Origin of the sequence: Cryptosporangium sp. NPDC051539 (assembly GCF_044454545.1) — a bacterium.
Lineage (GTDB): Bacteria > Actinomycetota > Actinomycetes > Mycobacteriales > Cryptosporangiaceae > Cryptosporangium.
Genome location: NZ_JBITDV010000009.1, coordinates 190,237 through 214,840, shown reverse-complemented (window position 1 = coordinate 214,840; position 24,604 = coordinate 190,237). Strand labels below are relative to the sequence as shown.

General features: G+C 70.1%; 19 protein-coding genes. 6 read left to right on the top strand and 13 right to left on the bottom strand.

Features of this window, described 5'->3' with window-relative positions:
• Positions 1-5 precede the first annotated feature (5 nt).
• The 5 genes from ACIBZJ_RS27550 to ACIBZJ_RS27530 all read right to left on the bottom strand — a co-directional run bounded on the left by ACIBZJ_RS27550 (position 6) and on the right by ACIBZJ_RS27530 (position 4,348).
• Complete coding sequence (locus tag ACIBZJ_RS27550; RefSeq protein ID WP_395934504.1) at positions 6-833, bottom strand: alpha/beta hydrolase; 828 nt, start codon at positions 831-833, stop codon at positions 6-8.
• A gap of 91 nt (positions 834-924) precedes the next feature.
• Positions 925-1,773, bottom strand: coding sequence for a MaoC/PaaZ C-terminal domain-containing protein (locus ACIBZJ_RS27545; protein WP_395934502.1), 849 nt, complete (start codon positions 1,771-1,773; stop codon positions 925-927).
• Positions 1,774-1,850: 77 nt separating this feature from the next.
• Positions 1,851-2,753, bottom strand: a complete 903-nt coding sequence (locus tag ACIBZJ_RS27540) for an SDR family NAD(P)-dependent oxidoreductase (protein ID WP_395934500.1) — start codon at positions 2,751-2,753, stop codon at positions 1,851-1,853.
• A gap of 42 nt (positions 2,754-2,795) precedes the next feature.
• Positions 2,796-3,941 carry a thiolase C-terminal domain-containing protein gene (locus tag ACIBZJ_RS27535; protein ID WP_395934498.1) on the bottom strand — a complete coding sequence of 382 codons (1,146 nt, stop codon included), beginning with the start codon at positions 3,939-3,941 and terminating at the stop codon, positions 2,796-2,798.
• A complete protein-coding gene (locus ACIBZJ_RS27530; protein WP_395934496.1) occupies positions 3,938-4,348 on the bottom strand; it encodes a Zn-ribbon domain-containing OB-fold protein in 411 nt (136 codons plus the stop codon). Before ACIBZJ_RS27530 ends, ACIBZJ_RS27535 begins: the two co-directional genes overlap by 4 nt.
• 205 nt (positions 4,349-4,553) lie before the next feature.
• Here ACIBZJ_RS27530 and ACIBZJ_RS27525 point away from each other — a divergent pair, with 205 nt between their 5' ends.
• Positions 4,554-6,104, top strand: coding sequence for an acyl-CoA synthetase (locus ACIBZJ_RS27525; RefSeq protein WP_395934494.1), 1,551 nt, complete (start codon positions 4,554-4,556; stop codon positions 6,102-6,104).
• A 63-nt stretch (positions 6,105-6,167) separates the two neighbouring features.
• On the opposite strand, the gene ACIBZJ_RS27520 is transcribed toward ACIBZJ_RS27525, so the two are convergent.
• The 6 genes from ACIBZJ_RS27520 to ACIBZJ_RS27495 all read right to left on the bottom strand — a co-directional run bounded on the left by ACIBZJ_RS27520 (position 6,168) and on the right by ACIBZJ_RS27495 (position 16,337).
• Positions 6,168-6,989 (bottom strand): enoyl-CoA hydratase/isomerase family protein, encoded by an 822-nt coding sequence (locus ACIBZJ_RS27520; protein ID WP_395934492.1) that lies wholly within the window; start codon positions 6,987-6,989, stop codon positions 6,168-6,170.
• Positions 6,986-8,959, bottom strand: coding sequence for a flavin-containing monooxygenase (locus tag ACIBZJ_RS27515; RefSeq protein ID WP_395934490.1), 1,974 nt, complete (start codon positions 8,957-8,959; stop codon positions 6,986-6,988). The genes ACIBZJ_RS27520 and ACIBZJ_RS27515 overlap by 4 nt, the downstream gene beginning before the upstream one ends.
• Positions 8,956-10,155, bottom strand: a complete 1,200-nt coding sequence (locus ACIBZJ_RS27510; RefSeq protein ID WP_395934488.1) for a CaiB/BaiF CoA transferase family protein — start codon at positions 10,153-10,155, stop codon at positions 8,956-8,958. The genes ACIBZJ_RS27515 and ACIBZJ_RS27510 overlap by 4 nt, the downstream gene beginning before the upstream one ends.
• A gap of 79 nt (positions 10,156-10,234) precedes the next feature.
• On the bottom strand, positions 10,235-12,931 hold the full coding sequence (locus ACIBZJ_RS27505; RefSeq protein ID WP_395934486.1) for an ATP-binding cassette domain-containing protein: 2,697 nt from the start codon (positions 12,929-12,931) through the stop codon (positions 10,235-10,237).
• Between the two features lie 19 nt (positions 12,932-12,950).
• Complete coding sequence (locus ACIBZJ_RS27500; protein ID WP_395934484.1) at positions 12,951-14,207, bottom strand: ABC transporter substrate-binding protein; 1,257 nt, start codon at positions 14,205-14,207, stop codon at positions 12,951-12,953.
• Positions 14,208-14,381: 174 nt separating this feature from the next.
• The gene (locus ACIBZJ_RS27495) at positions 14,382-16,337 is read right to left on the bottom strand and encodes an acetoacetate--CoA ligase (protein WP_395934482.1); all 1,956 of its coding nucleotides are present in this window, start codon (positions 16,335-16,337) and stop codon (positions 14,382-14,384) included.
• 92 nt (positions 16,338-16,429) lie between these two features.
• Here ACIBZJ_RS27495 and ACIBZJ_RS27490 point away from each other — a divergent pair, with 92 nt between their 5' ends.
• Together ACIBZJ_RS27490 and ACIBZJ_RS27485 are read left to right on the top strand one after the other, a co-directional pair.
• The gene (locus ACIBZJ_RS27490) at positions 16,430-17,179 is read left to right on the top strand and encodes an ABC transporter ATP-binding protein (RefSeq protein WP_395934480.1); all 750 of its coding nucleotides are present in this window, start codon (positions 16,430-16,432) and stop codon (positions 17,177-17,179) included.
• On the top strand, positions 17,166-17,966 hold the full coding sequence (locus tag ACIBZJ_RS27485) for an enoyl-CoA hydratase/isomerase family protein (RefSeq protein WP_395934478.1): 801 nt from the start codon (positions 17,166-17,168) through the stop codon (positions 17,964-17,966). Before ACIBZJ_RS27490 ends, ACIBZJ_RS27485 begins: the two co-directional genes overlap by 14 nt.
• 24 nt (positions 17,967-17,990) lie before the next feature.
• On the opposite strand, the gene ACIBZJ_RS27480 is transcribed toward ACIBZJ_RS27485, so the two are convergent.
• A complete protein-coding gene (locus ACIBZJ_RS27480) occupies positions 17,991-18,770 on the bottom strand; it encodes a TetR/AcrR family transcriptional regulator (protein WP_395934476.1) in 780 nt (259 codons plus the stop codon).
• A gap of 114 nt (positions 18,771-18,884) precedes the next feature.
• On the bottom strand, positions 18,885-19,691 hold the full coding sequence (locus ACIBZJ_RS27475; protein WP_395934474.1) for an enoyl-CoA hydratase-related protein: 807 nt from the start codon (positions 19,689-19,691) through the stop codon (positions 18,885-18,887).
• Positions 19,692-19,817: 126 nt separating this feature from the next.
• Between ACIBZJ_RS27475 and ACIBZJ_RS27470 the strand changes: the two genes are divergently transcribed.
• The 3 genes from ACIBZJ_RS27470 to ACIBZJ_RS27460 all read left to right on the top strand — a co-directional run bounded on the left by ACIBZJ_RS27470 (position 19,818) and on the right by ACIBZJ_RS27460 (position 24,596).
• On the top strand, positions 19,818-21,821 hold the full coding sequence (locus ACIBZJ_RS27470) for a molybdopterin-dependent oxidoreductase (protein ID WP_395934472.1): 2,004 nt from the start codon (positions 19,818-19,820) through the stop codon (positions 21,819-21,821).
• Positions 21,822-21,970: 149 nt separating this feature from the next.
• Complete coding sequence (locus ACIBZJ_RS27465; protein ID WP_395934470.1) at positions 21,971-22,570, top strand: VanZ family protein; 600 nt, start codon at positions 21,971-21,973, stop codon at positions 22,568-22,570.
• Positions 22,571-22,616: 46 nt separating this feature from the next.
• Positions 22,617-24,596 (top strand): right-handed parallel beta-helix repeat-containing protein, encoded by a 1,980-nt coding sequence (locus ACIBZJ_RS27460; RefSeq protein WP_395934468.1) that lies wholly within the window; start codon positions 22,617-22,619, stop codon positions 24,594-24,596.
• The last annotated feature ends 8 nt before the right edge of the window (positions 24,597-24,604 follow it).

Below are 24,604 nucleotides of genomic sequence, written 5' to 3'. Positions count from 1 at the left end.
CTCCTCTACTCTGACGGCTCGGCCGGCTGCCAGCGCCGACCGAGCCAGGAACCGAGGTGCCCGAGCGCGTCCACGGCCTCCGGGAGCACCGGGCCGAGGGCGTGCCAGACGTGGAACATGTCCTGCCAGACCTCGCAGGTGACGTCGACACCCTGCGCTTCCGCCCTAGCGAGCAGCCGCCGCCCGTCGTCGAGCAGCATCTCGGCGCTGCCGACCTGGATCAGCAGCGGCGGCAGCCCCCGCAGGTCCGCGTGCAGCGGCGAGGCGAGCGGAGTGTCCGCGTCGGCCGGACCGAGGTAGGCCCCGGCCATGGCGGACAACAGCGCTCTCGACGACTGGGGATCGGTCGCCTCGTTGCCCGCGACGGAGTCCCCGGTGAGCGCGAGGTCGCACCAGGGCGACAGCAGTGCCACCGCGCAGGGTGACGGCGCTCCCGCGTCGCGCAGGGCGATCGCGGTCGCCAGCGCCAGCCCTCCGCCGGCCGAGTCCCCCACGAGCGCCAGTGCGGCCCCCGGACGGTGAGCACGCACGTGCGACACCGTGGCGAGCGCGTCGTCGAGCGCGGCGGGGAACCGGTGCTCGGGTGCCTTGCGGTACTCGACGAGCAGGACCTCGGCGTCGGCCGCCAGCGCCACCCGGGCGGCGAGCGCCCGGTGGGTCACCAGCGAGCCGAGGGTGTAGCCACCACCGTGCAGGTAAAGCACGACCCGGCCCGGCTCGGCCGCGGCGGGGCGGATCCATTCCGCGGCGAGCCCCCCGACGGCGGTCGGCGTCGTCACGGCGCCCTCGGGCAGCGGGATCCTGCCGGCGACGGCCTCGAACTCGGTCCGCATCTGCGGCCACGTCTGTCCCGGGTCGGGGGCGAGCTGCGCTAGCCGGTCCTTGAGCGGCTGCAGCTCGCGCGACCTCGGGCTCGCCTCCGGACTACTCCGCAACCCGGATCAGTCCCTGGTCCAGGACGAGGCGGTCGTCCACGCTGGTGGTGAACAGGACGTCCGCACCCCGCTGCCACGCGCGGACGGTCAGGGCCTCACCCGGGAGCACCGGCGAGGAGAATCGCCCCTCGATGTGCTGGAAGCGGGACACGTCGCCCTTTCCGAACCGGGCCAGCAACGCGCGTGCCGTGAACCCATAGGTGCAGAGCCCGTGCAGGATCGGCCGGTCGAATCCGGCCTCCACCGCGAAGACCGGGTCGCTGTGCAGCGGGTTCCGGTCGCCGTTGAGGCGGTAGAGGTAGGCCTGGTCCTCCGACGTGGGCAGCACCGTCTCGAAGTCCGGCGCCGTCGTGGGCGGGACGTTCTTCGGGCCGGACGGCCCTCGCTCGCCTCCGAAGCCGCCCGCGTCGCGGATGAACGTCGAGGTCGTCAGGCTCCAGAGCGGCTCGCCGGACTCGAGCGTGGCCGCGGTCTCCGTCACGACGACGGCGGCCCGGCCCTTGTCGTGCATGGCGACGACGCGCTCGACCGCCGACGCCCGGCCCTCCGGCGGGATCGGCTGGTGCAGCGTCACCGCCTGCGAGCCGTGCACCACCTTCGCGTGGTCGAAGGAGCCGATCTGGGCCATGACGCTGGTCGCCGGTTCGTCGTTCACCAGGAACACGACCGGGAACGTCGGCAGGACCGCCTGGTCGATCCCGATCGAGTTCTCGGTGGAGAAGGCGAGATCGTCCCTGCCCGCGCCGAGACTGACCGCGTAGAGCAGCGCCTCCTTCGAGGTCCAGCTGAGCGATCGGGGCTCGGCGGTGAGGCCGGCGGCGTCGGGGTTGAGTGCCACGGTGTCTCCCGTTCGTACGATCCGCGGGCAGCGCGACGGCTGCCCGCAGTGTTGAAGATGAATGGTGCGTGCTCGCGCTACAGACCAGGCTGCGACGGCGGGCCGACCGGCCAGCCCTTGGTCTCGGCCGCCAGGTCCTCGATGGTCCAGAAACGCTCGGCCTCGATCGCGTGCTCGACCGTGGGGCCCCCGAAGAGGCCGACCCGGCCGCCGAGCACCTCGAAGACCTGCCCGGTGAAGGGGCTCTCGTCGGTGGCCAGGAACATCGCGACGGACGAGTTGTGCCCGGGGTGGTACCGGTCGTAGGCATCCGGGTCTTCCGGCGCGGCGAGCGCGTCCTCGAAGCCCTGCGTTCCGGTCGTCATCCGCGTGCGGCCGAGCGGCGCGATCACATTGGCCCGCACGTGGTAGCGCTCGAGCTCGCGCGCGGCGACGACGGTGAGCCCGACGATGCCCATCTTCGCGCTGGCGTAGTTCACCTGTCCCGGATTCCCGTAGAGGCCGGAGTGCGAGGTCGTGTTGACGAGCCGGCGAGACGCGGTGGAGCCCGCCTTGGCCTGGTCGCGCCAGTACGCCGCGGCCCAGTGGGTCACCGCGAAAGTTCCCTTGAGGTGCACGGCGACGACGGAGTCGAAGTCCTCCTCCGACATGCCGACGATCGTCTTGTCCCGCACGAACCCGGCGTTGTTCACCACGACGTGCAGGTCGCCGAACGCCTCGACGGCGTCGGTCACGATCGACCGGGCGCCCTCCCAGGAGGAGACGCTCGACGTGTTCGCCACCGCCGTCCCGCCCGCGGCGACGATCTCGTCGACGACGGTCTGCGCGGCCGACCCGTCCGCCCCTGCACCGTTCCTGGTGCTGCCCAGGTCGTTGACGACGACCTGGGCCCCTTCCGCGGCGAAGCGCAGTGCGTGCTCGCGCCCGATGCCTCCGCCCGCGCCGGTGACCGCGACGACGCGACCGTCGAACTTTCCCATGATGGTTCCTTCCGTAGCGTGGCCCAGCGGTCCGGGCCGGGATCAGGCGCGGGCGAGGACGAGCGTCGCGGCGGCCCAGAAGAACCCGCCGACGGCGTGGGCCACCGAGATCTCGATCCCGTCCTGTTGCGCCGCCGCGATCCCGCGGAGCTGGCGGATGCTCTCCTGGACGGCGAACATCCCGTACATGCCGGTGTGCGTGTAGGACAGCCCACCGCCGTTCGTGTTCATCGGCAGCTCCCCGCCCGGGGCGGTCCGGCCGGCCTCGATGAACGGCCCCGCTTCGCCGCGCGCGAGGAACCCGAGGTCCTCCAGGGCGTAGAGGGGCAGGAACGCGAACGCGTCGTAGAGCATCAGGTGATCCACGTCGGCCGGGGTGATGCCGGCCTCGCCGAATGCCCGGCGGCCGCAGTCGCGGAACGCCCGGGACGTCGTGAGGTCCTCCATCATCGAAACCATCGGGGTCTCGGGGGCCTCCGCGCCGCCGAGCACGGTGATCGCGCCCTGCGGCAGGTCGAGGTCGGCGGCGCGCTCCGCGGTGGTGATCACCAGTGCGCCGCCGCCGTCGGTCACCAGGCAGGTCTCGAGCCGGTGGATCGGGTAGGCGAGAATCGGCGACGCGAAGACGTCCTCGACCGTGATCGGATCGCGCTTGGCGGCCCGCGGGTTCAGTGCGGCCCACCGGCGCTGCATCACGGGAACGGACGCCAGTTGCTCGTGGGTCAGGCCGAACTCCTTCATGTAGCGGAGCAGGCCCATGCCGAAAGTGCCCGGCGCTCCGACCGGACCGTACGGGTACTCGAACTGCATCAGGTCCGAGTCCGGTGCCCAGCCGAGCTGGAGCCCCGACACCCGGGAGCGGCCGGACTCACCGTGCGTGACCAGTACCGTCGTGGCGCGGCCGGTCTCGATCGCGGCCAGGGCGTGCCGGACGTGGACGAGCGGGCTGCAACCGCCGACCATCGTCGAGTCGACGTACCCGGGCGCGATACCCAGTGCCTTCGCCACGTCGACCGGGTTCGATCCGGCGGAGGCGATCCCGTCGATCTCGCTCGCGTCGATCCCCGCGTCCGCGAGCGCGTTGCACGCCGCGTCGACGTTCAGGTCCAGGTTGGACATCGTGGGCAGCGTGCCCAGCCCGGTCGTCTCCGACGCGCCGACGATCAGCGGCGGGTTCGCCCGGCTCATGGCGCGGTCCCGGCGGGAGCGAAGACCGGCAGGTGGATGTCGTCGCGCTCCTCGAACCGCACCTGCAGCGCCATGTCCAGGACCAGGTCCTCCGGGGTATTGGGGATGTCGACGATGTTCGTCATCATTCGCGGCCCCTCCGCCAGCTCGACGACCGCGACGGCGTAGGGCCCGCGGTCCTCGAACCCCGGGGCCGGCCGGTGCTGGATCAGGTAGCTGTACAGCGTCGCCCGGCCGGACACCGGCGCCCACTCCAGGTCGGCGCCCCGGCATCGGGGGCAACGCGCCTGCGGTGGGAAGAACGGGGCCGCACAACTCGCGCAGTGCTGCAGGCGCAGCTCACCGTGAGCGCACCCGTCCCAATAGGGCCGGGTCAAAGGTGTGGGCACGGGGACGGGGAGGGCCACGTTGCTCCTTGGAAACCGATGACGGTCGAGAGGTAGTCGACACCAAGCCGACCGGTCGGTATCTTATGACCGACGGTAGGTTCCGTCAATCGAACAGGCCCGGCAGGCCGATGACCTTGAGTTCCGCGCATCGGCGTGAGAAGCTACCCGACCGGTTGGTACCGGTCGCCGGCCGAGCCGGACCACCCCGCAAAGGAGCGACGACGTGGACGTGCCCCAGTACTCCCTGGCGAGAACCGCGGACGAGTTCCCCGACCGGCCGGCAGTAGTGGACGCCGACACTGGGGACACGGTCACCTTCGCCGAGCTGGAGGACCGCTCCGACCGCATCGCAGGACTGCTCGCCGATCTGGGCCTCGAGAAGGGCGACCACGTCGCGGTCCTCATGGACAACGACGCGCGCACCTTCGAGATCATCTGGGCGACGCAGCGGTCCGGCCTGTACATCACCCCGATCAACTGGCACCTCAAAGCCGACGAGGCCCGCTACATCGTCGAGGACTGCGATGCGAAGGTGATCTTCGCCAACGCCGCCACCGCCTCGCTGGCCGAGACCATCCCGCTGGGGTCCGTGCTAGCTCACCGGATCGCGGTGGGTAGCGCGATCCCCGGTTACGACGATCTCGACACGCTCCTCGCCGCGCGCACCGGCGAGGTCGGTCCCTACTCGGACGCGGAGGGGATGATGATGTTGTACTCGTCGGGCACGACCGGGCGCCCCAAGGGAATCCTGCGGCCGCTGTCAGGCACCCGCTTCGGCGAGACGCCGGGGCAGTCGGCCGAGATGGAACGGGAGTGGCAGGGCGAGATCCGCCACCTCTGCACGGCACCGCTCTACCACGCTCTCGCCCTGTCGACCTCGATGTTCGCGCACAAGATGGGCGGGACGGTGGTCTCGACGCGCCGCTTCGAGCCGGAGAGGGCACTGCAGATCATCGAGCGGCACCGCGTGACCCATGCCGGCATGGTCCCCACCATGTTCGTCCGGCTGCTGAAGCTCCCGGCCGACGTGCGCCGCCGGTACGACGTGTCGAGCCTCCAGTTCGTGATCCACACCGGGGCCCCGTGCCCGATCCCCGTCAAGGAGCAGATGATCGCCTGGTGGGGCGAGGTCGTCTGGGAGATCTACGCCGGCAGCGAGGGCAACGGCTCCTGCCTGGTAGACGCCCACACCTGGTTGAGGCACAAGGGAACCGTGGGGCAGGCCCACTCCGGATCGGTGCACATCATCGACCAGGACGGCGAGGAGCTGGCCGTCGGTGAGGTCGGCATCGTGGCCTTCTCGGGCCTCGCCCCGTTCCAGTACTACAAGGACCCCGCCAAGACGGCCACCACGGTCATGAACGCGAAGGGCTGGTCCACGATCGGCGACCTCGGTCACGTCGACCAGGAAGGCTTCCTCTACCTCTCCGACCGCCGTACCGACTTGATCATCTCGGGAGGTGTGAACATCTACCCCCGCGAGGTCGAGAACGTCCTGACCATGCACCCCAAGGTGCTCGACGTCGCGGTGATCGGGATCCCCGATCCCGAGATGGGGCACCAGGTGAAGGCGGTCGTGCAGCTGGTCGACCCGGCGGACTCCGGCCCGGCCACCGAAGCCGAGCTCATCGCCTACTGCCGCGACCGGATCGCACACTTCAAGTGCCCGCGCACGGTCGACTTCGAGGCCGAACTGCCCCGCCTGCCGAGCGGGAAGCTGCTGAAGCGCGACATCATGGAGCGCTACCGGACCGCGGACTCCGCGAGCGCCTGAGCGGCGCGCTCGCGGGCGCCCAGGCGTCCGCGAGCGTCCCCCCGCGCCGTGAGCGGCAGGCGGTCAGATGCGCGCGATGCCGGGATCGAAACCCTGCTCCCGGGCGGCCAGTGCCGCCTTCAGGCCAGTGGAGCTCGCGTCCTTGTGCCACTGGAGGTTCTCGGGGGTGGGCGGGTGTCCGACGATCTTGTTCTGAACCGCCAGCATGTTGACCAGGCCCATCAGCTCGTACATGCGATGGATGCTCATCTTGGCGTTCTGGACGAAATCGCTCTCGATGAGGGTCAGCTGCTCGGCCCAGCGCCGCGTCTCCGCCTCGACCTCGTCCACCGGTACGACCCGCTGGACGATGTGCAGGTCCAGCGCCTGCTCCGCGTCGAACCAGCCGCCCATCATCATCAGCTTCTTCAGGACACGCATCGGGATCTGCAGGTGGAAGGGCTCGCCGCCCACCCCACGGGCGCCCTTGCGCGTGTGCTCGAAGCTGAACCGGGTGCCCTCGGCCGCGATGAGGAAGTCGAAGTTCCCCAGGATCATCGAGGCCCGCGGGCCCACGTAGCCGTGCACGCCGGCGATCAGCGGCTTGGTGAAGTACCAGGCCTGGCGCAGGTGCGGGGGCCCGGCGTCGTCCACGCCGACGAAGTTGCCCGTGTCGACGTAGGCCTCGGCGGCCTCCACGAGGTCGTGCCCCGCGCAGAACACCGGGCCGGCGCCGCGCAGCATGACGACCTTCACCCGGTCGTCGGCCATCGCCTCGACCAGGATCCGGTCGAGGTCGGCCTGCATCCGGTGGGTCAGCGCGTTCCGCTTCTCCGGGCGGTTCAGGACCACGTCGACGATGCCGTCCTCGACGGAAACGAGCAGGTTCTCGTACTCGGTCCTCATGAGCTCGCCGTCCCGCCGCCGAGCCCGTCGGCCACGCGAGCCTGCGGCTCTGGGTTACCGGTCGCCTGCGGCTCCGCGATGTACCGGCTCAGGTCGAAGCGGCGCGTTTCGTGGAACAGGTCCACGTTGCGGAACGGGTAGATGACGACCACACGGCCCTTCTCGTTGCGGTAGTAGCTCGAGACCCGGGGGTGCGTCCAGATCATCCGGTCGTGGGCCTCGTCGATCTTGCTCACGTACTCGTCGAAGACGTCACGCCGGCACTCGAGCGCACCGATTCCTCCCTGGACCATGGTCCGGATCGCGTCGGTCACGTAGTTCATCAGCATCTCCAGCAGTGCGACGACGCTGCCGCCGTGACCCGGCTGCGAGTTCGGCCCGTACAGGACGAAGAGGTTGGGGAAGTCCGGGACGGTGAGCCCGGCCAGGTAGGCCTTGGGATCGGTATCGCCCCACACTTCGCGCAGCAGTGCCCCGCCGCGGCCGCGCGTCTCGAAGCCGCTGAGGTAGCGCTGGACGTCGAAACCGGTGGCCAGCACGACGGCGTCGACCTCGAACTCCTCGCCGGCACCGGACACGACCCGGTCCACGCCGAGCCGGGCCGCCCCGTCGGTGACGAGACTGACCTTCGGGTCGCGCAGCATCCGGTACCAGCCGTTGTCCAGCAGCATGCGCTTGCCGAAGAGCGGGTAGTCGGGGACGACCTTGTCCAGGAGGTCCGTGCGGTCCCCGAGCTCGCTCTCGATGTACTTCTCGAAGATCTTCCGCTGCGCGGCGTTGTGCGCGTTGAGCGAGCGGTCCGGGTCGGTCCAGTCCGGGTCTTTCTGCAGGGTGGGGTGGATGCGGTCGTTGAACATCCAGGCCACACGGGCGCGGTACCAGCCGCGGTAGAGCGGGACCTCCCGCAGCAACAGCCGGACACCCGCCGGCAGCTCCCGCCGGAACTGCTCGAACGGGGCCGCCCACTGCGGAGACCGCTGGAACACCACGAGCTCGGCGACCCGCTCCCGGATCTCCGGGCCCACCTGCATGGCGCTGGCACCGCTGCCGATGAGCGCAACCCGCTTGCCGGTGAGGTCGAGCCCGTCCGGCCAGACCGCCGTGTGTACGACATCGCCGCGGAACTCGTCGAGCCCCTCGATGTCGGGATACTTCGGCGGGTTGAAGATGCCGACCGCGCTGATGACGACGTTCGGGTGCAGGACCTCGGTCGCACCACAGGGCCCCTCCACGGTGACGGCCCAGCGCTGGGCGTCCTCCCGGTAGTCCAGCGAGCGCACCTCGGTGCCGAACTGCACGTACCGCTCGAGGTCCAGCCGGTCGGCGACGTCGCTCAGGTACCGGTGGATCTCCTCGCGCAGCGCGAAGTACATCGACCAGTCGCCCGGGGCGAACGAGAAGCCGTAGAGATGGTTGGGGACGTCGACGCCGGCGCCGGGATAACGGTTCTCCCGCCAGGTGCCGCCGATCCCCGACGCTTTCTCGACGATCCGGAAGGGGATGCCCGCCTCGAGGAGCCGCTGGGCGGCGCAGATCCCCGCGACGCCCGCACCGATAACCAGCACCTCGAACGACTCCGGCACCCGAACCGGGGCGGGGCGCACGACGCCGCCCTCCAGCCCGACCTGCTCGGCGATCATGTCGCCGTACTCCGCCGGAATTTCCTCGCCCATCATCACCGACAGCATCCGGACGAGCAGCTCCGGCCGCGGGTTCGGGAGGGCGATCGGGCGGCCCTGCCGCCAGGCGAGGATCGCGGCCCGGGCCGCGGACCGGATCGCGTTCTGCACCTCGTCGGCGAGCCCTCCGGAGTCGTTCTCCCCGAAACCACGCTGCCGGCGCGGCCGGTAGGGCTCCTCCAGCCAGCCGAGTTCGCCGGTGAGCTGCACCAGCACCGCCAGCAGCGTCGGGATGTTGGCCTCTCCGACCGCTGCCGCGAGCCGCTCGTCGGGCACACCGGGCCCGGTCACCTGATGACCCCGTCCGCGCGCAGCTTCTCCAGGTCCTCGGCGGTGAGGCCGAGCTCGCCCGTCAGGACCTCCTCAGCGGCGCTGGAGTAGCCGGTGCCGAGGAAACGGATGGCGCCGGGCGTCTTGCTCATCCGGAACATGGGGGCCGTCTGGGCGACCCGCCCGACGTCGGGATCGTCGAACTGCACGATCATCTCCGTCTCGGTGATCTGCGGGTCGGCGAGGATGTCCTCCGCCGTGTAGATCGGTCCGACTGCCGCCCCGGCCCGGGAAAACGCGTCGACGACCTCGGCCTGGGTCCGTTGCTTGATCCAGTCCCCGACGTACGCGTCGACCTCGTCGACGTGGTCCCACCGCCCGGCGTTCGTGGCGAACCACGCCTCGTCGAGCACCTCGGGATGACCGACGAGGCGCATCACTCGCTCCGCGATGTTGTGCGCGGACGCCGAGAGCGCGACCCACTTCCCGTCCGCCGTCGGGTAGACGTTGCGAGGCGCGGTCCCGCCGTCGCCGAAGTTCCCGAGCCGCTTCTGGAGCTGCCCGGTCGCCTGGAAGATCGCCGGTCCGATTCCGGTGGCGCCCAGGATCGGCAGCAGGAGGGACTGGTCGATCTCCTGGCCGCCGCCGCCGTGGCGCTCCCGCTCGAACAGGGCCATGGCGACCGCACCCGCCCCCGAGATTCCCGCGAGGTAGTCCGCGAGCCCGAACGGAGGGAGCGTCGGCGGACCGTCGGGCTCTCCGGTGACGGCGGCGAAGCCACTCATCGCCTCCGTGACCGTGCCGAACGCCGCCCGGCCCGCGTAGGGACCGGTCTGGCCGAACCCCGACACCTTGAGCTGGATGACGTCCGGGTTCGCCTTCCGCACCTCGCTCCAGCCCAGGCCCCACTTCTCCAGCGTGCCCGGCCGGTAGTTGGTGACGAGCACGTCGGCCTCGGCCACGAGCCGGAGGAGCAGGTCCGCGCCGACGGGCTTCGAGAGGTTGATCGTGACGCTGCGCTTGTTGCGGGAGACCTGCTTCCACCAGAGGGAGTGCCCGTTGACGTGGACGCCGTGACCGCGCACGGCGTCCGGCCGGGTGGGGTGCTCCACCTTGATCACGTCGGCACCGAAGTCGCCGAGGATCTGGGCGGCTAGTGGAGCCGCGAGCATGGTCGACGCGTCGATCACACGCACGCCGGTGAGGGGGCCACTCATGCTGCACGAACCTCTCGTCGTTCACAATGGATACCGACTGGTCGGTATGCCCGACGGTACCTGACAGTCATACCTCGCGCTACGGTTCGACCCGCTCGACGGTCGCCGCCACCGGGGTCGCGGTGCCGAGATAGGCGTCGATGATTGCCGGATTGCCTGCGACCTCCTCGGGCGTCCCGGCGGCGAGCACCGCGCCGTTCTGGAGGACCGTCACCCGGTCGCTGATCGCCATGATCATGTCGACCTTGTGCTCCACGAGGAGGACGCCGATACCCCACAGGTCGGCGAGCTCGCGGATGAGCAGGGCCAGGTCTGCGGCCTCGCGGTCGTCGAGACCCGCCGCGGGCTCGTCCAGCAGCAGGACGGACGGCATCCGCGCGATGGAGCGCGCGATGGCGACGGCCTTGCGCTGGCCGAACGAGATCTCCGACGGCTTCCTGCCGATCAGCTGGTCGAGCTGGAGATGCCGCAGGGCGGCGGACGCCGCCGGTCCCAGCCGGACCTGCCCGGGACGGAAGAGATCCGTGACCCCGCGGAACCGCCTCGACGTGTCCTCGGCGACCGCCAGGTTCTCGGCGATGTCGAGATCCGTGAACAACTCCAGCGACTGGAACGAGCGGGCCAGTCCGGCTCTCGCCCGCGACCGGGGCGACCAGCCGGTGACGACCCGGCCCCCGAGCGTCACCTCGCCCTGCGAGCGGACGAAGCCCGTGACGGCGTCGATCAGGGTGGTCTTGCCGGCCCCGTTCGGACCGATCAGACCGTGCACCTCCCCCGGCCGGACCTCGAGCGAGACGTCCCGGACCGCCCGGACCCCGCCGAAGGAGACCGAGACGCCCGACACCTGCAGCGGCCACGGCTCGACCCGGATGGGTTCGCCCGTCTCCTCGCTGAGCGAGGCCACCCGGCCCGCGCCGCGGCGCACCGGCCGGGGCAGCTTCTCCGCGAGCAGCCTCCGGTTGAACTCGAAGAGCCCGTCCGGGCTCACGACCAGGTTGAGGACGAGGACGAGGCCACCGACCAGCGGGAGGTAGTCGTTGATCGCCGTCAGTCCCGAGAGCAGCTGGCTCACGACCCCGCCGGCGGTGAGGAGCGCCCCGATGTAGGCCCCCGGGATGTTGCCGACCCCGCCCACGACGGTGACCGCGACGACCAGCAGGCAGGTGAAGACGTCGAAGTCCCCGACCGTGACCGTCGGGAGCATGAAGGCGAGGAGGATGCCGCCGACCGCCGCGATGCCCGATGCCAGCACGAAGGCGTAGGTCTTCGTGTAGGCGACGTTGATCCCGAGAGACGCCGCCGCCCGCTCGTTGGAGCGCACCGCCAGCAACTGGCGTCCGGTCACCCCCCGGCGCAGGTTCGCGACAGCGAGGCTCAGGAGCAGCAGCACCAGCACCGCGAGGACGGCGTACCGCTCCGGATGGACGATCGGGTCGAGGTCGAGCCCGAAGACGTCGACCGACTCGATGACGAGCCCGCTGGCCGCGCTCGTGCTGCCGTTGAGAGCCGCGTTGTTCAACACCACCGCCGCCACGGCGCTCGCCAGGCCGAGCGACACCACCGCGAGGGTGACTCCGCGCGTCCTCAGAGCCGGCAACCCGACGATGCCGCCGAACACCGCCGTCACGACAGCGCCGACCCCGAGCGCTACGAGAAAGGGAACATGGGGGCTCACGTGGGCCGCGACCAGCGCCCCGATGCCGGCCAGCACGAACTGGGCCAGCGACAGCTGCCCGGCGTAGCCGGTGATGACCACGACCGACAGGCAAATGACGGCCATCGCCGCCGTGGTGGTGATGGCCGTGGCCCAGTCGGGATCGGCGAACAGGGAGACGAGGCACAGTGCCAGACCGAACAGCGCGACCCACAGCCACGGCGGACGTCCGTTCCCGACCGCCGGCAGCCGCTCCAGCACGAAGCTGCGCAACGGGAGGCTGCGGCCCCGGACGACGAGCACCGCGATCACCGCGAGGAAAGGGACCGCCGTCGCCCAGCCGGGGGCGCTGACGAACCGTTGTATCTCGGACTGGGCGACCCCCAGCACGAGGGCGGCGACCAGGGCGGCCGGGAACGACCGGAACTGTCCGAACAGCCCGGAGGCCATCGCGGGGATGACGAGCAGGACGAGTGCGACCGGCTCGAGCAGGATGAGCGGCGAGATGAGCACGCCGGCGAGTCCGGCGAGGGCCGAGCCGACCGCCCAGTTCGTGGAGGCGACGAGGTCGGGCGAGTGACCGAGGCTGGCTGCCGTCGTCTCGTGCTCGGCCACCGCCGCGGTGACCCGGCCGAAGGAGGTGAAGCGGTAGACCGCGGCGAGCCCACCGCTCACCACCAGGCAGACCAGAATGATGGAGAGCCGGTCCGCCCCGATGGACAGCCCGCCGAGCTCGACGGGGTCCACCGGGAACAGCGACGGCACCACGAGGCTGTTGTGCCCGAACAGTAAGAAGGCCGATGACTGGATTACGAGCACGAGGCCCAGGGTGGCGATGACGCGCGACAGCGCCGCGGCCCTTCGCAGGGGTCGCAGGACGACGACGTGGACGAGCGCACCGACCGCGCCGCAGAGGAGCACGGCAGCGACCGCGGCCACCACCGTGCTCCAGCCCTGGCCGACCGTCAGCTCGTAGTAGGTGTAGGCGCCGACCAGTGCCATCGCACCGTGGGCGAAGTTCAGGACACCGGATCCTCGGTAGATGACGACCAGGCCCTGGGAGAGCAGGCCGTAGATCGCGCCGGTGGCCAGGCCGAGTACGGCGAAGCGCAAGACGTCCATGGGCCGTTCTCCTCGTGGTTCAGCCGGGGAACGGGTTGGAGAAGCCGGGCGCGGCGGCGACGATCTTGCCGCCCCTCACGATCCCGTAGGCGATGTTGGGGTTCAGGACCCGTGGTGCTGCCGGCAGCACGGCGGGGCGCCCCTTGATCGCCCATGGACCGACCAGGCCGGTGTCCACCGGAGCGGCCAGGTTGTCGAGAGTCGACCGGAAGCTCGCCGCGTCGATGCCGCCCGGCACCGTCGCGGCGATCTTGGCGAAGAGCCGCACGGCGGCGTAGCCGCTGAGCGAGTTCAGGCTGACCTTGCCGTCCGGCTCGAACCTCCGCATGTCGGCAAGGAACTTGGCGACCTCGGGGTTGCCGCTGTCGGTGACGAACGCCGTCTGGCTGCTGACGTAGATCCCGTCGGCGATGGCGCCGACCGAGGCGAGACCGGCGTCCACCTGCGAGCTGAAGGAGCTCACCTTGCCCGTGAAGCCGGAGGCCTTGACGGCCTTCATCATGAGAGCGGGGTTCTCCGGCAGCATGATGATTCCGTCGACGCCACTGGCGGCGATCTTCGACGCCGACGCGGCCAGAGTCGGGTCGGACGCCGGATCCGCGAGCACGACGGCCGGCTCCGGGAAACCCAGGTCGGCCACCGCCTTCTTCACCTGCTTGACGCCGAAATTAACCGAGGCGGTGTTGTTTCCTCCGTAGATCCCGATCTTCCGGACCCCGTTGTCGCGAAGCACCTTCGCGGCGCCGTAGAACCAGCCCGGCGAACCGCTGGCCAGCAGATAGACCCCGTTTCCGGTCAGCTCGGCGACGGACACGCCGCTGCTGCCGAAGTACGGGATGCCGGCCTTGTCGAGCTGCTTGATCTCGACGCCCGACTGGTCCACCGCGATCGTCCCGGCGACGACCGCAGTCACCTTCTCGGAGATCATCTTGCGGGTGCAGGCCAGCTCCTGGTTGGCCTCCAGCCTGGTGTCGCAGTCGACCAGCTGGATTCGGTGGCCTTTCACACCGCCGGCGGCGTTGACGGACGCGATGGCGGCCCGGATGCCGGTGGCGATGTCGGGCAGAGACGTCACGGAGCTGGTCCGCGGCCCCAGGGTGCCGATGACGATCCGGTCCGAAGCGGACGATCCGTTCGACGTGGCGCCGGACCCGCAGGCTCCGAGGAGCGTCACGGCGGCCAACGACACGGCGAGGACGCCGGCCCGGGCGGAGATCGGTCGATGATTTCTCTCGCGGCGCTGAACGAAGGCGCCTCTGATGTTTCTTGCGCGCATGGCGGTGTCGGCTCCCTAAGACCACGTTGTCAGGTAGCTGTTCGCGAAGAGCTGCCGATCTCGGATCCGCCGGCGAGCTCCGTTCCGACTCGGGGCCGTGGATACCGACCGGTCGGAAGCTCGGTGAGTATCGCAGCGGGCTTCGCGCGCCGTCAAGGGCACCGAACCCGCCGGTCAGACCGATTCCTGCCGCTTCTTCGCCAGCTCGACGAAGGGGTCGAGGGTGCGGGGGTCGGAGAGCGCGCCGGCGATCCGTGACGCGGTGACGGTGCCCTTGAGCAGCCGCTTCACGGGTACCTCGAACCGCTTGCCCGCGATGGTCCGCGGGATCTCGGACACCTCGATGATCTCGTTGGGCACGTAGCGCGGGGACAACCGGCGCCGGAGGGCATCCCTGATCGCGGAGCGCACAGCCTCGTCGAGCGCCGCGCCGGGCGTCAGCGACACGAACATCAGGAGCTCACCCAGCCCTCCGTCCGGATCCTCGAGGTGAATGACCAGGCTGTCCGCCACCTCGTGCACTGCCTCCACGGCCGAGTAGAGCTCCTGCGTGCCCATCCGGACGCCACCCCGATTCAGGGTGGCGTCGGAACGCCCGCTGATGATCGCGGAGCCGTGTTCGGTGATCGTGATCCAGTCGCCGTGGTACCAGACCCCCGGATACCGGTCGTAGTACGCGCCCTGCAGCCGTGAGCCGTCGCTGTCTCCCCAGAGCTGCAGCGGCATCGACGGGATCGGCTTCGTCACGACCAGTTCGCCCTGCTCACCGACGATCGGCGTGCCGTCGTCGCCGTAGGCCTGCACCTCGGTCCCCAGGAAGCGGCAGGTGATCTCACCGGCGCGGACGGGCCGGAGCGGGTTGCCGCCCACGAAGGCCGCGCAGGTGTCCGTGCCACCGCTCACGGAGGCGAGCATCAGATCACTGCCGACGGCCTCGTACACCCAGTGGTAGAGGCTTTCGGACAGCGGCGAGCCGCCCGAGGACACCACCCGCAGCGCCGAAAGGTCGGCCTCGTGCGCCGGCACCACCCCCGCGGTGCGGGTCAACTGCAGCAGCGGCGGGGACACTCCGAGGTGGGTGACCCGCCGGTCGGCGACGAAGCGCCAGAAGGTCGGAAGGTCCGGCTCCGTCGGATCGCCGTCGAACAGAATCGTGCGCGCGCCGCACAGCAGGCTCGACACGACCGTGTTCCAGGTCATCCACGCGGTGGTGGTCGGCCAGAACGAGACGTCACCCGGCTTGAGGTCGGAGTGCACTGCGAGCCACTTGAGGTGTTCCACGGTGATGCCGCCGTGCGTGTGCACGATCGGCTTCGGCGTCCCGGTGCTGCCCGACGAGAACAGGATGTAGAGCGGATGGTCGAAGGGCAGCGGGTCGATCGTCGGGTCCGGCGCCCCTTGGAGCACCCACTCCCAGCTCACGGCATCCGGAATGGCGGCTGCCCGCTGCCTGTCCAGATAGGGAACCACAACGGTCGTCCGGACCGTGGGAAGGGCCGCCCTGATCGCCGCGACGTCGTCGACACGGTCGACGGTCTTGTCCCCGAACCGGTAGCCGTCCACGACGACGAGCACGGCGGGCTCGACCTGCGCCAACCGGTCGACGACGCTGCCGACGCCGAATTCCGGCGGGCAGGACAGGAAGATCGCACCGAGGCTGGCGCTGGCCAGCAGTACGACCATCGTCTCGCTGATGTTGGGCATGTACACGGCGACCCGATCGCCCGGCCGGACCCCGAGCTCGATCAGCCGCCCCCGGACACGGGCGACGTGGTCGCGCAGCTCGGCGCGGGTGAGCTCGACCGGCCCGCGGGTCTGGGACCACGACTCCACGACGACTTCGCCGGGCTCGCCGGCCAAGACGTGGTCGACGTAGTTGAGGGTGCTAGCGGGGAACCAGCGTGCTCCCGGCATGGAGTGGTCGGTCACCACCGTTTCCGGGGGCGCGGTGAACCGCACGCCGAGGTGGTCGACGAGGATCCCGTAGAACTCGTCGAGGTTCGCGACGGACCATTCCCACATCTCGTCGTAGTGTCCGAAAGTCCGGCCGGTCCGCTTCTCGATGTCGTCCCACAGACCTCCCATGACGGTGGTGGAGCGGGCGTCGGCCGCAGGTTCCCAGAGAATCACGTGTCATCCCCGCCTCGGATGGTTGAACAGCTGAGCTCGGGGCGGTACGGTAACATACCGACCGGTCGCGATGTACTCATCGAGGAGTGCCCGTGCGTTCGACGAGCCTTTCCCCTCCCACCCTGGAACTGCGCGGCATCACGGCCGGCTACGGCGATCTCGCCGCGATCCGCGGCATCTCGCTGGCCGTCCGTCCGAGCGAGGTGGTCGCCCTCTTCGGCCCGAACGGCGCCGGAAAGACCACCACGCTTTCCGCTGCGGTCGGCCGGCTCCCCCGGAGCGTCGGCACGGTCCGGTGGAACGGGGCGGCCGCACCCGGCAGCCTGCACCGGCTCGCCCGCCGCGGCCTGTCCTACGTCCCGGAGGAGCGCTCGGTCATCTCGAGCCTCTCGACACGGGACAACCTGCGACTGGGGAAGGGCGGGATCGAGGGGGCCCTTCGCTACTTCCCCGAGCTGGAGCCCCTCCTGGATCGCAAGGCGGGCCTCCTCTCCGGCGGTGAGCAGCAGATGCTCGTGCTCGCCCGGGCGCTCGCGACCGGCCCGCGCGCGCTGCTCGTCGACGAGTTGTCGCTCGGGCTCGCCCCTCTCGTCGTCGAGCGGCTGCTCGCCGCGATCCGGGCCGCGGCCGAGCGGGACGGGCTGGCGGTGCTGCTCGTGGAGCAGCAGGCCCGCCGCGCTCTGTCGGTCTCCGACCGCTGGTACCTACTCAAGAACGGCAGCATCGTCGCGGTCGGCGAGGACAACGACTCGGAGAAGTTCGAGGCCGCGTACCGCGCGATCATGCACGACCCGGTCGTGGCGCCACTCCCCCGGAAAGGCACCTCCCATGAACCCCAGTAGCTACGCCGCGCTGACCTTCGAGCGCCCGTCGGACGGCCTGCTGCTCGTCCGCTTCAACCGGCCCGAGAAGCTCAATGCGCTGAACAAGCAGGACCACGAGGACCTCGCCCGGCTCTGGCGCGAGGTCGACGCCGACGAGCAGACCCGGGCCGTGGTGCTCACCGGCACCGGGCGAGGGTTCTGTGCGGGCGGCTCGATCGAGACGGACCTGGAGAACTTCGGCGACATCACGCACTGGACCGAGACCCTTCAGGCCGCCCGGGACCTCGTGTACAACCTCCTGGACTGCCGCAAGCCGATCATCTCGGCCATCAACGGCCCCGCGGCCGGAGCCGGGCTCACCACGGCACTGCTCTCCGACATCAGCATCATCGCCGAGGACGTCCGTTTCACGGACGGGCACATCCGGCTCGGGGTCGCCGCCGGTGACCACGCGGCGATCCTGTGGCCCCTGCTCTGCGGCGTCGCGAAGGCGAAGTACTACCTGCTCACCGCGGACAGCATCGACGGCCGGGAGGCGGAACGGATCGGCCTGGTCAGCAAATGCGTGCCGGCGGACGAGCTCCTCGACACCGCACTGAAACTCGGGGAGCGGCTGGCAGGCGGTCCTCAGCAGGCTCTGCAGGACACCAAGCGCGCCATCAACCACTGGGTCCGGGCGGCGGCGCCGGTTTTCGAGTCGTCACTGGCGCACGAGATCCTGAACTTCTTCTCGGCCGACGCGAAGGAGGGCCTGACCGCGTTCACCGAGAGGCGCCGACCTGCGTTCCCCAGCGCAGCCGGATGACTGGGCGATCGTCGGCGGCCGGGTTCAGCCGCGGTCCCGGAAGAGCCCGGACAGGACGAGCTCCGAGAGGTCGGCGGCCACCGCGTCCGGGTCCTCGTCGACGTCGCCGGGGAACCAGTTGTACGCGGCCCAGGCCAGGGTTCCGATCACCGCGGCGGCCCTGACCGGCCGTACGTCACGGCGGAACTCGCCGCTGCGAACCCCGCGGTCGATGATCTCCACCAGGACGCTTTCCCACTCGTTGCGCTGGGCCTGCGCCTTGGGGAAGCGCTCGAGGTCGAGCCGGGTCTCGAAGAAACCGACAGTCATGTGGGACCGGCGGGTCTTCACGAGGAGTATGAGGTCGCGCACAATCAGCCTCAGTGCCTCGGCCGCGGATTCGTTCTCGTCGAGGATCTCGTGGCCGCGCCGGAGAAGGTCGCTGATGAACTCCTCCCTGATCGAGAGGAGCAGATTCTCCTTGCTCCGGAAGTAGTGATAAAGAGCGCCCTTGGTCACGCCGGCGCGCTCGACGATCTCCTGCACACCGGTTGCGTCGTAGCCCTGCTCGTGGAAGAGGTCGAGGGCGGCGTCGATGATCCTCGCGCGGACGTCCTTCTCGCCGGCGGGCGGTTCGGCCGTGGCGACGTCCGGCACCGCCGCCTCCGCCGCATGGCCGTTCGCGGACTCGGCCGTAGCAGCGGACTCCACGTCGGCCGCGGACCGCTCGAGGCTCGACACTCGCTCCGCGAGCGGACGCAAGGCGTCGTCCACGATCTTGACGAGAACGTCTCGAAGATCGTCCACGCCGATCGGCGTCGTCACGACCGGTGCCTCTGCCGCTGTATTGGATCGTTTCTTGGTCGCCACTCGAACTCTCGCGTCGCTGCGGTGCTGTCGCACACCCTCCGGGAATTGGGAGACTAGCATCCCGACCGGTCAGACATCAGTCGGACCGGTGGGGACTCGCCCGATGACCGGAGCTCGCCGCTCGGTGCGCGTGGCGAGCGAATCGCGCAGGTCGCGCCCCCGGAACGACCGCTCCTGCAGCCATCTCGAGCGGACCAGCGCGCCGTCGAGATCGGCCGTGGAGTCGGACAGCACCTGCCCCTTGATCGCCTCGAGCGAGAACGGCGAGCAGTGTGCCGCGATCTGCCGGGCGTAGGCGAGCGCGGCGGCGAAGACCTCGTCGGCCGGAAGCACGAACTCGGCCAGGCCCATCTCCCCCGCCTCGGCGCCGCTGATCGTCCGGCCACTCAGGAGCAGATCCATCGCCCGCCCCAGGCCGACCACCCTGGGCAACAGCCAGGACAAGCCGTACTCGGCCACCAGTCCGAGCCGCGCGAAGCTCGTGGTGATCTTCGCGTCGGCGGAGCAGAACCGCACGTCGGCTCCCAGCATGTACGCGAATCCGACACCGGCGGTGGGGCCGTTCACGGCCGCCACCACGGGCGTGGCCAGACGGAACCCCAGCGCGGGCATGTCCTCGATCGGAGGGACACACTCGCTCAGCTCGAGGAGGTCCTGGCCGAGCACGTCGAGGTCCGCTCCTGCGCAGAAGCCGCGTCCGTTGCCCGTGACCAGGATGACGCGGACGTTCGGGTCGCGGTCCAACTCCCGCATCACGCTCGCGTAGCGGAGCGACATTTCCCGGGTCATCGCGTTGAGCCTGTCGGGCCGGTTCAGCCGCACCACTCCGACCCCGTCCGACCGTTCGACGAGCACGGACTCCGTGTCGACGTCCATTCGACCTCCCGAGTGCGATCCACGATCCGGCAGGAACCAACGCGAGCCGACCGGTCGGTATGTTACGGTCGAACGCGCCATGCCGCAACATCGGCGGGCCGCGGCGAAGCCGGGAGAGGAAGCCACATGCCGGAGCCGACGACGCACCGGGTCGCCTGCCAGATGTGCTCGGCCTTCTGCGGGGTGGAGATCACGGTGTCGGGCAACCGGGTCGTTTCCGCGAAGGGCGACAAGAACCATCCCCTCTCCGGCGGCTACCTGTGCCCGAAGGGACATTCGTACCCGCACCAGCACCATCGCGAGGACCGTCTGTCCTTCCCGAGGATCGGGGGCAGAACCGTCTCTTGGACGGAGTGCCTGGACGACATCGCCGCGACCCTCCGGCGTCTCGTCGACCGGCGCGGTCCCGACCAGGTGGGCTCCTACCTCGGCACCGGCGGCATCATGGAGGGGCTGACCCGGACGTTCACGTCGAAGCTGCTGCGTGCGATCGGCTCCCGCCAGGTGTACTCGGCGCTCACCGTCGACCACGCCCCTCTCCTGCGAGCCGCCGAGCTCGTGACCGGCCACGCGATGGTACTTCCACAGTGGAATCCCGAGAGCCCGGACGAGCCCACCCTCGCCATCCTGATCGGGCACAACCCGGTCGTCTCCCACGGCTACCTCAACACCTCGATGTTCACGAACCCGACGCGGCGGATCCGGGCCTTCCGCGACCGCGGCGGCGAGGTCTGGGTGCTAGATCCCCGCCGGACCGAGACCGCGGGTCGAGCTGACCGGCACCTCGCGCTCCGCCCCGGGACGGACGCCGCTCTCCTGGCCTGGCTCGTCCGCGAGGTCCTCGCCGAGGGAGCGGACCCCCACGAGCTGGACACGGCCTGTACGGACGACGACCTGTGGCGACTACGGGAAGCGGTCGAACCGTTCGAGCTCGGCAGCGTCGCGGCCCTCACCGACGTCGCGGAGGCCGATTTGCTCGATCTTCTCCGTGCCGTCCGATCCCATCGCCGGCTGTCCGTCGCCAGCGGCACCGGCGTCTCCTTCGGCAGGCACAGCGTGGTGACGGAATGGCTGAAGTGGGTGCTGCTGATCATCACGGGATCGCTCGACACCCCGGGCGGCATGCGCTTCCTGCTCTCGATGCCGTTGTCCGGGTTGGGCTCCCCCGCGCCGGTCAACGGGTCCGTGCAGCCGGGTCCGGCGAGTCGGCCGGACCTCGACGCGGTGTTCGGGGAACAACCCGCCGTCGCGCTCGTTCACGAGATCGAGGCCGGCAATCTCGGGGGTCTGATCATCGCGGGCGGGCAGCCCCCGACCGCCTTCCCCGACCCGGCGCGGCTCCGGCGGGCCTTCGACCAGCTCGAGTTGTGCGTGGTCATCGACGCGTTCGAGAACGACCTGACCAGGCGGGCGACGCACGTCCTCCCGGCGACCTGGCACCTCGAGCGGCACGACCTCTTCTTTTACGGGCGCCGGATCAGCTCGCCCGCCGCGCTCGCACCGGAGGACGGGCGCAGGCCGACGTGGTGGATGTGCACGCAGATCGCCCGCCGCCTCGGGCACGATCTGCTCGGCGGAGCGTTGGACGCCGACGAGTGCACCGAGGAGGAGCTGTACCGGTACGTCTACGCCGGCCGCGACGATCTCGACGAGGTGCTCGCCGCCGGCTCGCACGGGGTGGAGACGCCGCGCCCGCCGGGCTGGGTCCACGACCATGTCCTCCCCGGCGGGCGTTGGCGCCTCGTCCCTCCGCTGATGGTGGAACGCCTTCCGGCGGTGTGGGAGCGCGACACGTCGTCGTGGCGGCTACTGCCTGCTCGTCGGCTGCGCAACAACAACTCCGTCGAGTACGGGGCAGCACCGTCGGGACCCCCGCCCGTCCTGATCAATCCCGAGGACGCCCGGCGTCTCGGACTCGACGACGGGCGCCGTGTGCGCGTCAGCACGGAACGGGGACACGTTGACGGTGTCGTCGAGGTCGACGGGCGCCTGCGCCGCGGCGTCGTCGTCGTCAGCCACGGCTATCTCGATCAGAACGTCGGAGTGCTCACCAACGGGACGGACGTCGACCCGTTGACCGGGCAGCCGGAACAGACCGACGTCCGGGTATCACTGACGCGACTGGACTAGGCCGTGGCACCGTGCCGGGTCCGTCGTTCGGCTGACCGCGCGGGTGTTCCGGATACCTCCTCCGCCAGATGCGGCGCGGCCGCGCTGCTTGGGACGGTGAGCCGGCCAACCGATCCAGCCGGAAGAGAGCAATGGATATCCAGTTCGATGTGCCCGCCGGTCCCGTCCTGGTCCCTCTGGCCGCGGTGCTCCTGGGGGCCTCGTGGTTCGCGCTGCGGCACCGTGGGGTGCTGACCGTTCCTCGTCTGGTCACCGCCTGGGCGACGGTGTTCTATTTGTGCGGGGTGCTGGCCGTCACCCTGCTCCCGCTCCAGGTGGTGGTGGGCCGGTACGCGAGCCAGGGGCCCTGGTACGAGCGGGCCAACTTCGTCCCGCTGCTGACCATCGACGTGACGACGTTCGTCCTCAACATCGCGCTGACCGTCCCGCTCGGGGTTCTCCTGCCGCTCCTCGGGCGGGCTCGCAGCACGAAGAGCCTGGTGTGGTGGGCGCTGTGTTTCAGCGGAGCGATCGAGCTCGTCCAGTTCGCGACGAACGTCTTCCTGAGCAGCGGTCGCACCGCCGACGTCAACGATCTGTTCGCGAACGTGCTGGGGGCGGTCGTGGGGTTCGTCGTCGTGCGCCGGCTCGCCGGCGACGGCCCGGCCGGGCGGCTGCTCTCCCGGATGGCGGTGCCGGGCCGGGCCGGGGACGACGCGGCCCGGAATTGGGATCCACCGGCCCGCCCGGACGGTCGTGTAGCACTCTGATCGGAGCAAACCGCACGTTCGTCGAGTGCTGAGGGACGCCCCGCTCATGCCATCTGCCTTACATGTCGCGACCACCGGTTCCGATTCCTCGGAGGGGTCGCCGGACCGGCCGTTACGCACGATCAACCGGGCGGCCGAGCTGGCGCGAGCCGGCGACACCGTGACCGTCCACGAGGGCGTGTACCGGGAATGGGTCCGCCCTCGGCGGGGCGGCCTGAGCGATCGGCGGCGGATCACCTACCAGGCCGCGCCGGGTGAGCACGTGGTCATCACCGGCTCGGAGCCGGTCTCCGAATGGGAGCCGGTCGACGGCACGGTGTGGACGACGTCCGTTCCCAACGCGCTGTTCGGGTCGTTCAATCCGTTCGCCGAACCGATCGACGGCGACTGGGTCGTGCACTCCGCCCCGGACGCGCCCCGCAAGCACCTCGGCGACGTCTACCTCAACGGCGTGAGTTTCTACGAGGTGCTCACCCGGGCCGAGGTGTCGGACCCACCCCGGCGCACCGAGGCGCTCGACCGGTGGACCGAACTGCCCGACCGCGTGCGCGACCCGGAGCGGACGCGCTACGTCTGGTACGCCGAGGTCGGCGCGGACGCGACGACGATCTGGGCGAACTTCCGGGGCGCGGATCCGCGTGCCGAGCTGGTCGAGATCAACGTGCGGCGGTCGGTGTTCTACCCGGCCGAGCACCACCTGAACTACATCACGGTGCGCGGCTTCGAGCTCGCGCAGGCCGCCTGCCCCTGGGTCCCGCCCACGGCCGACCAGCCCGGCCTGATCGGACCGAACTGGGCCAAGGGCTGGATCATCGAGGACAACGACATCCACGACGCCAAGTGCTCGGCGATCTCGCTCGGCAAAGAGGCCTCGACCGGGCACAACTTCGCGACGGCCCGGGGCGACAAGCCCGGCTACCAGTACCAGCTGGAGTCGGTTTTCTCGGCCAGGCAGATCGGCTGGGACGCCGAGCACATCGGCTCGCACGTGATCCGCCGCAATACGATCCACGACTGCGGCCAGAACGGGATCGTGGGTCATCTCGGCTGCGTGTTCTCCACGATCGAGGACAACCACATCTACGACATCGCCCTCAAGCGGGAGTTCTACGGCTACGAGATCGGCGGCATCAAGCTCCACGCGCCTCTCGACGTGGTGATCCGCCACAACCGGATCCACGACTGCACGCTCGGCACCTGGCTGGACTGGCAGGCGCAGGGGGTGCGTGTCACGCGCAACGTGTTCTACAACAACAACCGGGACCTGTTCGTCGAGGTCAGCCACGGGCCCTACCTGGTCGACCACAATGTTCTCGCCTCGGCGGTGTCGTTCGAATCGTTCAGCCAGGGCGGGGCGTTCGTCAACAACCTGTTCTGCGGCACCCTGCAATGGCGGCCCGTCATGGACCGGCCCACCCCTTACCACGTCCCGCACAGCACCCAGGTCGCCGGTTACGCGCAGATCTACGGCGCAGACGACCGGTACGTCGGGAACGTCTTCCTCGGTGGCGACGTCGACCACGCTTACGCCCCGGGCGCGAGGTTCCGCGGCGAGCCGGGCCACGGCCTGGAGATCTACCAGGGACACCCGGCGACGTTCGCCGAGTACCTCGGGCGGATCGAGGAGCAGTCGAACGATCACGGCGAGCACGAGCGCTTCCCGGGCGTCAAGCAGCCGCTCTACGCGCGCGACAACGTCTACCTGGCCGGGGCGGGGCCGTCCGACCGCGAGGCCGACGCCACCGTGCTCGACGGCGAAGCGTCCGTCGAGGTCGTCGACGACGGCGACGAGGTCTACCTGCAGGCCCGGCTACCGGAGGGCTTCGAGAGCGCTCGCGTCGGGGTGGTCACCGGGCTGGACCTGGAGCGGGTGCGGTTCGTCGATGCGGAGTTCGAGGAGCGGGACGGCCGCCCGGCGGTGATCGACGTCGATCTGGCCGGGGTTCGGAAAGAGGAGGGGAAGGACTACCCGGCCGGGCCGCTCACGGCGCTGCGGCCCGGCGCGACTCGGGTGCGGGTGTGGTGAGCGGCGCC